The sequence below is a fragment of the Microbacterium sp. VKM Ac-2923 genome, assembly GCF_022815605.1.
Taxonomy (GTDB): domain Bacteria; phylum Actinomycetota; class Actinomycetes; order Actinomycetales; family Microbacteriaceae; genus Microbacterium.
In genome coordinates this window covers 45,416-54,002 of record NZ_JALGRP010000014.1, presented here as the reverse complement: position 1 = coordinate 54,002, position 8,587 = coordinate 45,416, and the positions used below count along the sequence as shown (strand labels likewise).

16 protein-coding genes are annotated in these 8,587 nt (G+C 66.6%); 15 read left to right on the top strand and 1 reads right to left on the bottom strand.

Annotated features, from left to right (window positions below; genetic code table 11):
• Window positions 1-316: 316 nt before the first annotated feature.
• Window positions 317-592, bottom strand: a complete 276-nt coding sequence (locus MT347_RS16650) for a helix-turn-helix domain-containing protein (RefSeq protein WP_243502505.1) — start codon at window positions 590-592, stop codon at window positions 317-319.
• 100 nt (window positions 593-692) lie between these two features.
• Here MT347_RS16650 and MT347_RS16645 point away from each other — a divergent pair, with 100 nt between their 5' ends.
• The 15 genes from MT347_RS16645 (at window position 693) to MT347_RS16575 (ending at window position 8,586) form a co-directional block, all read left to right on the top strand.
• The gene (locus MT347_RS16645) at window positions 693-956 is read left to right on the top strand and encodes a helix-turn-helix domain-containing protein (RefSeq protein ID WP_243502504.1); all 264 of its coding nucleotides are present in this window, start codon (window positions 693-695) and stop codon (window positions 954-956) included.
• Window positions 953-1,189, top strand: coding sequence for a helix-turn-helix domain-containing protein (locus MT347_RS16640; RefSeq protein ID WP_243502503.1), 237 nt, complete (start codon window positions 953-955; stop codon window positions 1,187-1,189). The genes MT347_RS16645 and MT347_RS16640 overlap by 4 nt, the downstream gene beginning before the upstream one ends.
• Window positions 1,186-1,344 carry a hypothetical protein gene (locus MT347_RS16635; RefSeq protein WP_243502502.1) on the top strand — a complete coding sequence of 53 codons (159 nt, stop codon included), beginning with the start codon at window positions 1,186-1,188 and terminating at the stop codon, window positions 1,342-1,344. Before MT347_RS16640 ends, MT347_RS16635 begins: the two co-directional genes overlap by 4 nt.
• A gap of 310 nt (window positions 1,345-1,654) precedes the next feature.
• Window positions 1,655-2,008 carry a helix-turn-helix transcriptional regulator gene (locus tag MT347_RS16630; RefSeq protein ID WP_243502501.1) on the top strand — a complete coding sequence of 118 codons (354 nt, stop codon included), beginning with the start codon at window positions 1,655-1,657 and terminating at the stop codon, window positions 2,006-2,008.
• On the top strand, window positions 2,005-2,343 hold the full coding sequence (locus MT347_RS16625; RefSeq protein WP_243502500.1) for a helix-turn-helix transcriptional regulator: 339 nt from the start codon (window positions 2,005-2,007) through the stop codon (window positions 2,341-2,343). The genes MT347_RS16630 and MT347_RS16625 overlap by 4 nt, the downstream gene beginning before the upstream one ends.
• Window positions 2,344-2,824: 481 nt before the next feature.
• A complete protein-coding gene (locus tag MT347_RS16620; RefSeq protein WP_243502499.1) occupies window positions 2,825-2,995 on the top strand; it encodes a hypothetical protein in 171 nt (56 codons plus the stop codon).
• Complete coding sequence (locus MT347_RS16615; RefSeq protein WP_243502498.1) at window positions 2,992-3,513, top strand: hypothetical protein; 522 nt, start codon at window positions 2,992-2,994, stop codon at window positions 3,511-3,513. Before MT347_RS16620 ends, MT347_RS16615 begins: the two co-directional genes overlap by 4 nt.
• Complete coding sequence (locus tag MT347_RS16610) at window positions 3,510-4,070, top strand: hypothetical protein (protein WP_243502497.1); 561 nt, start codon at window positions 3,510-3,512, stop codon at window positions 4,068-4,070. Before MT347_RS16615 ends, MT347_RS16610 begins: the two co-directional genes overlap by 4 nt.
• The gene (locus MT347_RS16605) at window positions 4,067-5,146 is read left to right on the top strand and encodes a hypothetical protein (RefSeq protein ID WP_243502496.1); all 1,080 of its coding nucleotides are present in this window, start codon (window positions 4,067-4,069) and stop codon (window positions 5,144-5,146) included. Before MT347_RS16610 ends, MT347_RS16605 begins: the two co-directional genes overlap by 4 nt.
• The gene (locus MT347_RS16600) at window positions 5,143-5,535 is read left to right on the top strand and encodes a hypothetical protein (RefSeq protein WP_243502495.1); all 393 of its coding nucleotides are present in this window, start codon (window positions 5,143-5,145) and stop codon (window positions 5,533-5,535) included. The genes MT347_RS16605 and MT347_RS16600 overlap by 4 nt, the downstream gene beginning before the upstream one ends.
• 103 nt (window positions 5,536-5,638) lie before the next feature.
• Window positions 5,639-6,553 carry a PD-(D/E)XK nuclease-like domain-containing protein gene (locus MT347_RS16595; protein ID WP_243502494.1) on the top strand — a complete coding sequence of 305 codons (915 nt, stop codon included), beginning with the start codon at window positions 5,639-5,641 and terminating at the stop codon, window positions 6,551-6,553.
• Entirely contained in the window at window positions 6,550-7,026 is a 477-nt protein-coding gene (locus tag MT347_RS16590) for a hypothetical protein (protein WP_243502493.1), read from the top strand. The genes MT347_RS16595 and MT347_RS16590 overlap by 4 nt, the downstream gene beginning before the upstream one ends.
• Window positions 7,023-7,475 carry an HNH endonuclease gene (locus tag MT347_RS16585; protein ID WP_243502492.1) on the top strand — a complete coding sequence of 151 codons (453 nt, stop codon included), beginning with the start codon at window positions 7,023-7,025 and terminating at the stop codon, window positions 7,473-7,475. Before MT347_RS16590 ends, MT347_RS16585 begins: the two co-directional genes overlap by 4 nt.
• Entirely contained in the window at window positions 7,430-7,771 is a 342-nt protein-coding gene (locus tag MT347_RS16580) for a hypothetical protein (RefSeq protein WP_243502491.1), read from the top strand. The genes MT347_RS16585 and MT347_RS16580 overlap by 46 nt, the downstream gene beginning before the upstream one ends.
• Window positions 7,768-8,586, top strand: coding sequence for a hypothetical protein (locus tag MT347_RS16575; protein ID WP_243502490.1), 819 nt, complete (start codon window positions 7,768-7,770; stop codon window positions 8,584-8,586). The genes MT347_RS16580 and MT347_RS16575 overlap by 4 nt, the downstream gene beginning before the upstream one ends.
• Window position 8,587: the final 1 nt, after the last annotated feature.

Genomic DNA, 8,587 nt, shown 5'->3' with positions numbered 1-8,587 from the left:
TGGGGTGGCTAACGGGACTTGAATCTGTTTGCCCACCCACTGCTTCGAGGACGTACTACCGCGGAATCACGCGGTTTCTAGGGTAATTGGAGGGCTGTTCAGGTCTACCCTCCAAGACCGAAATTTACGTGCCATTGTGGGCAAGCCCACACCGCCACCGTTGATGTCGGGGGGCTCGCCTACGATGTTGGCGGGGTGGGCGTTGGGGGCGATGATGTTGCCGGCGTAAGGCGTTCCCCCGATCCCCTTACCCGAACATCTCTACGGAACTCACATGCACCTCGAACTCTGGAAGATTGCTCGCCTCGCTCGCCAACTAGGCGTTCGCCCATCCCTCATCCTCGAGGTGCTCCTCAGCGCGCTCGAAAATCAGGAGGGGCGACACGGCCATGGCCCTGCAGATCAACGCGAAGGCGGAGGTGGGGATGCCCCGCTTGCCGTTGAGGTAATGCAGCACGGCTGACTTCGAAAGTCCGGTCGCCTCCGCTATGGAGGCGACCGTTTTCTGTTTCCTGGCGCGTTCTGCGCGCAGTTCCGAAGCGACCGCCTGGCTAAATGCCTGGCCGTATTCGTCGGCGTCTTGATTGCTCACAGCGCCAAGGTATCGCATTTTGGCTATCGCTGGTAGTCAAAACGGAACAATTAGTGCCGAATGGCACAAGATGTCCCAAAAGTGTGGCTACGGTAGTCACATGGCACCACAACATGACCGCGAACGACGCGTCGGCAAGGCGATCGACAAGGCGGACCGCACCCAGCGCTGGGTGTCTCGCAAGACGGGGATTGCTCTGTCCACCCTGAACCGAAAGGTGAACGGACACGTCGACTGGGAACTCAACGAGCTCGCGTCGGTCGCTTTCGCCCTCGGGCTGCATCCTGCATCCCTCCTGCCCGACGAGTTCCGCGAGGGGGCCGCTCCGTCCGAGCGACGCATCCTTTCGGGGATCGCAGCATGAGCGCCCCGGTGGACGAGTCCGAAAACGCCGTCACGATCCCTGAGATAGCGATCCTGCTACGGGTCTCGACGGCGAAGGTCTACCGCATGGCGAACGCTGGCGAGATCCCGGCGTTTCGCGTCGGGCGGTCTTGGCGGTTCTTCCCGTCGAAGGTTCGGGCTCACCTCGAAGCGCCGAAGGATCGGTGGGCGCAGTCGGCCCGGTCGCTCGGAAGGAAGCGTCGCCCAACGTGATCCGTTCCCTCATCCTCGTCCTCGGCGTCTTCCTCGTCATGTTCGGTTCCACCTACTGCGTTCTCCGTCTCACCGCCGACGGATGGGCGGCTATCGCCCTCCTCGGCCTCATCCTCGTGATTCTCGCGAACCGGTGGGACACCCTCCCGCGCTGACCACCGCGCACGGGCCTCGTCGCTCTCACCCGCGACCAGGGCGCTACTCGGCATGCCCGAGAACCGATGCCACCCCCTCGAAGATCCCCGGCCACCGACCGGCGTAGAGGGCACCGGCAGCAGAAACTCCACAGCGATAAGCGTCACGACGCCGCACGAGCGCCCCGAACGGGGGAGCGCGCGGCCCGTGGTGTGAAGACCGCACACCAGCGGCGGGCCGTCTCGAGAGGACGGCTGGCAGTGATCGAAGGGATCACCAGATACTTCCGCTCCCACGGATCGGCCGCACGAACCCCACGGGGTCGGGCCGATGACGGAGCGAGCGCTGACGGTCTACGCCGAGGTTCGACTCCTCGGAGCGCACATGAACACACCGACAGACGAACAGGTTGGCGAATCGCTACGGGATGCGCGGGAGGCTTGCGGACTCTCGCAACGCGCACTCGGCGATCAGATGAGAGAGAGCGGTCACGGTCACGAGTGGTCACAGCCCACGGTTTGGGCCGTCGAGACGGGAAGAAGGCACCTGCGATGGACCGAGGCTGTCACCCTGAACCGTCTAGTCGGGTTCAGTATCGGCTCCGGCACGAACGAGACGCTTCTGAGGGAAGCCGCCGCCTACCGGCGGGTTCTCGCGGCCCTCTCGGAAGGGAGCGGGTTGTGAACGAGCGAGAACGTCGAACGAACTTCGGCCAGCAGATCCGCCTCGCGATGGACGCGAAGGGTTTCTCGCAGAGCGAGCTTGCTCGAAGGATGCGGGCAATCGGATGGGCCGGCTACTCCCAGATGACGGTCTCGAGGATTCTCAACTACGAGCGGAGCGTGCCTGTCGAGGAGTGGGACGATCTGGCCCGGGTTCTGGACATATCAGGCGTCGAGATCTCAACGGACGAGCGCCTTGAGCTACAACACCTGAGGGGTCTAGTCCGATCGCTCGAGGAGAGCTTGGCGCACCCTATTCTTCATCGCTATCGGTCCACTCCCACCTCGCATCGTTGAGGTCGTCGTCCCATGTGCGCTCTCGTGAGGGCACGATCGGGATTTCGGGAGGTAAGCCCTTCACCCGTCTCCGCGTCACATACCACCACGATCCGCAGGCTTGGCTAATGCTTCGCGCCCACTGTTCGGTTCGGCGTCTGGGGCGATATCGGAACGTCCACACGCTTTCTGCTTCGCGGTATTCGCCCCGCGTGTAGACGCCGCTCTCTGTATCGAGTCGACGTGGTATGTCGCCCCATTCCCAGAGATCGAGGGTGAAGGGCTGACCGTCACGGCCCCCGCCGACGAAAAGTCCATGCCATTCCGGCCCCGTGCGTATCCGTCGCATGGGGCCATTATGCGACCCGGCTGCTTCCCCCGTGCGCCGGGTTCCCCCGCCCGACCGCTTCCCCCGGCGTCGGGCACCCCCCCCTGGCCCGGCCGCGTCCCCCGCGCGGCCGGGCCTCTCACTCTGCCCCGCAGCCGTCGAAGGAGATCCGCGATGACCACGACCACTTCCCATGAGCCCGTCCGCGCGGCGAAGGTCGCCGAGACGACGTCGCAGCCGGTTCCTGCCGCGACCACCGCGACGTCGCCGCTCATCGTCGCGGCATCCGCCGCGGCCGTCGTCGCGCTCGCCCTGTTCGCGATCGCCGTCCCGCTCCTGCCGTGAGCGTCCGAAAAGAACCCGCGAAGGCCGTCGAGAAAGCGTTTCGCGATCTCGGCGCGACGAAGGAAACGCAGCGGCACGGCGTCAACTACACGTTTCCCGACGGCGCCACGAAGCTCGTCCCGCAGAACCTCCGGTGGGGGCACGCGCACGAACTGATGAGCGAGGCGACGCGCCGGTACGGCTACGCGCCTCGCGGCGTCGCAGGAACGCAGGAGCGCGGCCGGGACGTCCCGCAGCTCGACCTCCGCCGGCTCGACGCGACCCCCCACGCCAAGGAGCGCATGAACCTCATGCGCCGACAGGCCGGCATCCGCGTCGAGGAAGTGATGACGACGCTCGTCTGCCCCATCCGCGTGATGTGGTCCCGCGCTCACGGCTCGTGGGTGTGGGTCGGCGAACGCGTCGGCGTCGCGGTCCAGTTCCGCGACAACGGGCACGCCGAGATCCGCACCCTGCTCTGGTCGACCGCCGAGCTATGGGAACTACACCCCCGACCCCAGAAAGAAAACAGCAGATGACCATTTCAAGCGCCTACGCCGACGCCTCCCACATCTCCCGAGAAGGTGACCGAATCGTCATCATTGACGCGGTTACAAAAGAAGCCGGCGAAAGCCTCGACATCATCATCGGCCCGCAGGCGGAACTCGCGCTCAGCGAGTTGTTCCGCGCCGAGACAGACAAAAACCTCGGCCGGTGGAGGTGGCCTACCGACCCCGATTACGTCGTGTACGCATTTGGACTCCGTGACGTCAAAGTACTGCGCGAGAGCACCGGGGCCAGCAGATCATTCACCACGGACGAACTCACGGTTCCAAGCGCCATGCGGGACGCGGCGCGCGCCTACTTCGACGCGCACCCGGAAAAGAATTTGGACGCCCCGAAGCCGTGGCACAAAGCCACCCTCGGTGACGTGTGGGTCATGGGGCCTCTTAACGTGGCCTACACCGTCGTCGGAGGCGTGGACAGCGGCTCATGGTTTACCCGTGCTGACGTGTTTGGGAAGGTCGAGAAGCGCGACCTCACCGACGACGTGTTCACCACTGGCACGCTCATCTGGCGGGGGATTGCCCGATGAGCGGCACACGGGAACGTATCGATGCCGCTGTCGGTTCCGTCCTGTTCAACGTGTCGAACTTCCCCGAGAAGGCCCAGTCGCGGCTTCTCGGTCAGGACATGGCAGTGTTGCGGGCGCGGTTGACAGAAGCCGTTCTCGACACCGTGTCCGCCCCGCCCGCCGACGACGTGCGCGGCCTCTGTGACCAGTGCGGCAACTCATTCGACGAGCACTACTGCGCCCCGATCCCTTCCTGCATTCATCTCCCCGCCGAAGGGGACGATCGTGAGGCTCTGATCGCAGTCTTCGAGCGAACCCCGGGGGATGAACCCAGTCCCGAAGATGAGCACGAATCTGCGCCCGGCGCGTATCGCCGGATGTGGGAAGAGCACATGGCGGACGCCGTCCTGGGTGCAGGTTTTGCCCGTAAACGTGGCGGGGCTACGCCGCCCCCGCCCGCCGACGACGTACGCGAAGCGCTGGCGAGCGTTCACTACTGCCCGGAGCATGGCGATCTGCTCGCCCCGCTGGACGGTTCCGACACCCGCAGCCTCCGTTGCATCGAGGCTCACACGATCGCGCAGATTCTCGGATCGGTCCGCCCGCGCGGGACGGTCACCGACGCCGCGCACGATCGCGACGGAATGATGATCTGCCGCAAGTGCGGCTCGGGCCTCACTGCGCTTGACGTGATCAACGGCGAGAACCCGTGCTCCGGGACGCGCGGGACGGCTATCGCGCCCAGCGAGGACATGCACGCCAACAACGTGCGCGAGTTGTTGGGGGAGGCGCGTGAGCTTGTCGCGTCCTGGGATCTGCGCGGCTCGTGGACGACCGAATCGCCCGTCGGCCTCATCATGCGGCTCGCGAACGCGCTCGAAATCGAGGCGGTCCGCCCGCACGGGACGGTCACCCCGCCCATCGACGACGTACGCGAACTCGTGGACCAGGCAAAGAGTCACCTCGAGCGCATCGAAGGCGAGTGGGGCAGCAGCCGAAGCTACGAGCAACTGCTCGAACGCGGTGACGATGAGGCGGCCGTGATCGAGCGCGTTGACCGCTTCCTCCGCGGCTCTGCCGAGGAGCAGCGCTCGTGACGTCCGCGCCGCCCCTGATGCTTTGGGAGGACTCGCCGCGTGCTCGCGCCGACGACCCGCTTACGTCGCACGCCGCGGCCGACACGAACGACACCGCCGGATCTCGCCGGGCGGTGCTGCTCATCCTCGCCGCGTACGGCCGCGCCCTCGCCGACCACGAGATCGAAGCGATCCACACGGATGCCGGCGGCCGGTACACCGGGCAGCGTCTCCGCACCGCCCGCGCCGAGCTCGTCGACCTCGACCGCGTCCGCCAGCACGCAGAAGCGCTCACCCCGAAGGGCGCGGCGTGCTGGACGTGGCGCCTGACCACCCCCGGCGACCCGCCACCCACCGAAAAGCGACCGCGCGCACGCCGCGCGCACGCCACCACGAAGGAGAACCCGTGAAGTACCGGAAGTACCTCAGCGCGCCCGGCATCATCGCCGCGTCCGCCATGCCCGTGCTGCTCATCGCAGCGATCATGATCGGACACGCATCGGGGGTCGGTCGGTGACCGCATCCTCGGAATCGACCGCCCTCGTCCCCCTCGAAATGGACGTCGTGGATGCCGAGATCGTCGAGGAAGGCGTCGTCAGCGCTTTCAGCGGCCAGTACGGCATCTTTCACGACGTCCCCGAGGGGGCGTATCACGCGCACCCCGCGCTGTCTTCGACGCAGTTGAAGTGGCTGCTCGACTCGGCCGCCCGGTATCGCTACAACAAGGATCACCCGCAGCCGTTCAAAAAGGCGCTCGACGTCGGCTCCGCAACGCACGTGCTCGTCCTCGGCGTCGGATGGGGAGTCGTCGAGCTGGACTACCCCGACTTCCGCACAAAGGCCGCTCAGGCGGCCCGAGACGAGGCTTACGCCGCCAACGAGATCCCCATGCTGTCGAAAGACATGGCAATCGTCCGAGGCATGGCCGAAGCTGTGCTCTCAGACCCGGACGCCCGCGAGGTGCTCGAGGGAAGCTCTCGTGAAGTTTCCGTCGTCGCCCGCGACGCCGCGGCGGGGCTCGACCTCCGGTGCCGGTTCGACGTCTTCCAAGACGATCTCTCGCTCGTCGGCGACCTCAAGACCTCCGCCAACCGCGCCACCAAGGCCGGGTTCTCCAAGGCCGTCGCCGACTTTAAGTACGACGTCTCCCACGAGCACTACCTCGACACGCTGCAGCTCGTCGCCGGGGAGCGCCCCGAGAAGCGGTACATCGTCGTCGAGAAGGAGGCGCCCTACTTCACGGCCGTATTCAAGCTCTCGGACGACGAGATCCAGATGGGGCGGAAGGAGGCGCGGTACGCCCGCGCCGTTCTCATGTCGTCGCTCGAGTCGGGCATCTGGCCCCACCGCCCGCTCGGCGTGCAGACCACCGAGGCTCCCATGCGCCGTATCTACGAACACATCGACCGATTCAAGGAGTCCGCGTGACCAACCCCACCCCCATCAAGAGTCGCCTGCAGATCGCGCAGGAACGAGCCGCCCGAGATGATCTCCCTTCGACGGCGAGCGAGAACCTCGACGACTACGAGACGGTCGCGACGCGCGTCTCCCGTTTCTGGCGATCGCACAGCAAGGGCCGCATCCTCACCGAGATCCACGAGACGACCCACCGGATCTCCCGCGAGGGCGGGAGTGGCTACCGCTGGGTCGTGAAGGCGAGTGTCTGGAAAGACAAGACGGACGACGACGTGCTCGACGGCCGGATGCCGGACGCGACGGGGTTCGCCACCGAGACGGACGGAAGCGGCGACTCGATCACCGCGGCGTCCGCGCTCGAGACGGCCGAGACATCCGCCGTCGGCCGCGCGCTCGCGAACCTCGGGAAGAACGGGAAGTCGCCCCGCCCGACGCGTGAAGGCGTCGAGCGCACCCGCGCGAAGGTCGCCGCTACCGCGGCGTGACCGACGGGAAGTTCACCCCCGCCACAGTGGCCCTCATCCTCGACCGGGATGAGGGCCGCTGCTGGTGGTGCGGGATCTACGTCCTCAACGGCACCCGCGGATTCGACTGGTCGATCCATCACCGGTGCCCGCGCGGCATGGGCGGCACGTCCGAGCCGTTCGTCGGCGCGGCGTCCAACGGGATCGTGCTGTGCGGCAACGGCACCCAGGGATGCCACGGCGAGTTCGAGGACGACCGCGACCGCGCGCTCGACCTCGGCATCCTCGTGCACCGCATCGCCGCGTTCCGTCGCGAGGAGAACCGGCCCATCCACATACCGATCTGCGACCGCGACGGCCGCGCCTGGAAGCTCACCGACGACGGCGAGAAGAAGCCGGCCGACACCGAACAGGAGAACACCCCATGCCCTTCCCCGATATCGGCCTCATGGGGTGTGCGATCGACGTGACCTTCCGCACCCCCGACGGTGGCGCTCTCGTGCTGCACGTCGTCGACCTCGTCGGGATCAGCGAAGACCGCGAGGAGATCGCGACCTTCGCGTCGCAGCACGTCCGAGACGTGACGAAGGTGACCGCGGCGCTCCGACTGCACCGCCGCGCTGACGGGCGGCTCTACGAGTACCGCGAGCCCACCGCGCCCGACACCACACCCATCTACGACCGCCTCGTGCGCGATCGCGAGTTGCTCGACCGCATCCGCCGCGCCCAGGCCCGCATCGAACACCACCGAGGAGACACACCGTGACCGACAACACCAAGCCCCGCATCGTCAGCATGAGCCGCGACGGCCACAGCGAGAACTACCGTCTCAGCGACGGACGGGAAATCACCTCTCGCATCGACTGGACCCCGGAGGACGCGGCGTCGGGCCTCGTCGATGAGTGGGCGGACCAGGCCGAGATCAGCACCCCGCGCCGCATCCGCACGGCCGACGGGAAGCTCCTCGGCGTCCTCCTCACCGCCGACGACTACGAGGAAGGGTGCGACGCGATCCGCCGCGTCAACTCGGACGCGTACGGCGACGACAGCACGAGCTACCGGCCGTTCGGGCACTCGCCGTCGTCCTTCGCCGACCGGCTCATCAACACCGACGGCCTCGAGCGCGTCATGAAAAACCTGATCCACGGGGCCGACGCCGAGATCTCGAAGCAAGACGCCGACAGCATCCACTACGGCGCCCTCGTCGCAGCTATCCAGTTCACCTTCGACCCCGACAGCCGAGGCCTCGTCCCCGTCATGACGCCCGGCCGCGCCACCGACGGCACCGTCCAGGAGTACTACTGGTCGTTCCTCTACCCGACCCCCGTCGCCGGGCTTTTCCTCCGCCCTGACGACGACTTCATCGCAGGCACGAACTACACCCTCACCGCCGGGTCCGGTTACACACTCGTCGGCGGCTACTGGGACAAGGGCCACACCGAAGCCCTCGCCGTGAAGCTCGGCGAGGCGCTCCCCGGCCTCAACTGGTTCACCGTCAAGAACGGTGATCTCACCTCCGAAATCAAGAAGACCGCCACCGGGATCATCCGGGAGCACGGCCGCTACCCCAAGGAGGCCTGAC

Excerpts from the sequence above, each read along its gene's own strand:
- MT347_RS16605 (WP_243502496.1), top strand. The coding sequence starts at position 4,067 with ATGAGCGGCACACGGGAACGTATCGATGCCGCTGTCGGTTCCGTCCTG.
- MT347_RS16580 (WP_243502491.1), top strand. The coding sequence starts at position 7,430 with ATGCCCTTCCCCGATATCGGCCTCATGGGGTGTGCGATCGACGTGACC.
- MT347_RS16630 (WP_243502501.1), top strand. The coding sequence starts at position 1,655 with ATGACGGAGCGAGCGCTGACGGTCTACGCCGAGGTTCGACTCCTCGGA.
- MT347_RS16620 (WP_243502499.1), top strand. The coding sequence starts at position 2,825 with ATGACCACGACCACTTCCCATGAGCCCGTCCGCGCGGCGAAGGTCGCC.
- MT347_RS16640 (WP_243502503.1), top strand. The coding sequence starts at position 953 with ATGAGCGCCCCGGTGGACGAGTCCGAAAACGCCGTCACGATCCCTGAG.
- MT347_RS16645 (WP_243502504.1), top strand. The coding sequence starts at position 693 with ATGGCACCACAACATGACCGCGAACGACGCGTCGGCAAGGCGATCGAC.
- MT347_RS16610 (WP_243502497.1), top strand. The coding sequence starts at position 3,510 with ATGACCATTTCAAGCGCCTACGCCGACGCCTCCCACATCTCCCGAGAA.